The 874-nt window shown below is 65.4% G+C and carries 1 protein-coding gene; it reads right to left on the reverse strand.

Annotated elements, in window-relative coordinates:
- Nucleotides 1-874, reverse strand: an 874-nt coding sequence (locus E8E91_RS00035) for a tandem-95 repeat protein (protein WP_280374019.1), incomplete at both ends; no start/stop codon positions are given.

The raw sequence follows: 874 nt of genomic DNA on the forward strand, positions 1-874 counted from the left end.
GAGGCTGACCGGAATGCCCGCCGAATCTTCGCTGCCGGAACCGCTGGCCGCGAGGGTTTCCGGAGCGTCGTTGACCGACGTGACGGTGATGGTGCCGGTGGCCGGGGAACTGTCTTCCAGGCCATCGTTGTCCACCGAGGCGTACTCGAAGGTGGTGGTGCCATTCCAGTTGGCGTTAGGCACGAAGGTGACGTTGGCGCCGTTGCCGGAGGCCGGCACGCTGTCGCCGATATTCAGTGCGACACCATTCAGCAGCAGGGTGCCATTGGCCGGCAGCGACTTGATCACGAAGCTGGCGACGGTGCCGTCGAGGTCCGAGCCACTGAGCGCAACCGGGATACCGGCCGAGTCTTCATTACCCGAACCACTGGCCGCGTGGGTGTCCGGTGCGTCGTTGACCGAGGCCACGGTGATGGTGCCAGTGGCCGGAGAACCGTCCTCCAGACCATCGTTATCCACCGAGGCGTACTCGAAGGTGGTGGTGCCATTCCAGTTGGCGTTGGGCACGAAGGTGACGCTGGCGCCATTACCGCTGGCCGGGACGCTATCGCCGATGGCCAGCGCCACGCCGTTCAGCAGCAGGGTGCCATTGGCCGGCAGGGACTTGATCACAAAGCTGGCGATGGTGCCATCGAGGTCCGAGCCGCTGAGCGCAACTGGGATACCGGCCGAGTCTTCGTTGCCGGAACCGCTGGCCGCATGGGTGTCCGGTGCGTCGTTGACCGAGGCAACGGTGATGGTGCCGGTGGCCGGGGAACCGTCCTCCAGACCATCGTTATCCACCGCGGCGTACTCGAAGGTGGTGGTGCCGTTCCAGTTGGCGTTGGGCACGAAGGTGACACTGGCACCGTTGCCGCTGGCCGGGACGCTATCG

Origin of the sequence: Pseudomonas sp. BN515, assembly GCF_029873155.1 — a bacterium.
In the GTDB taxonomy this organism is placed as follows: Bacteria; Pseudomonadota; Gammaproteobacteria; order Pseudomonadales; family Pseudomonadaceae; genus Metapseudomonas.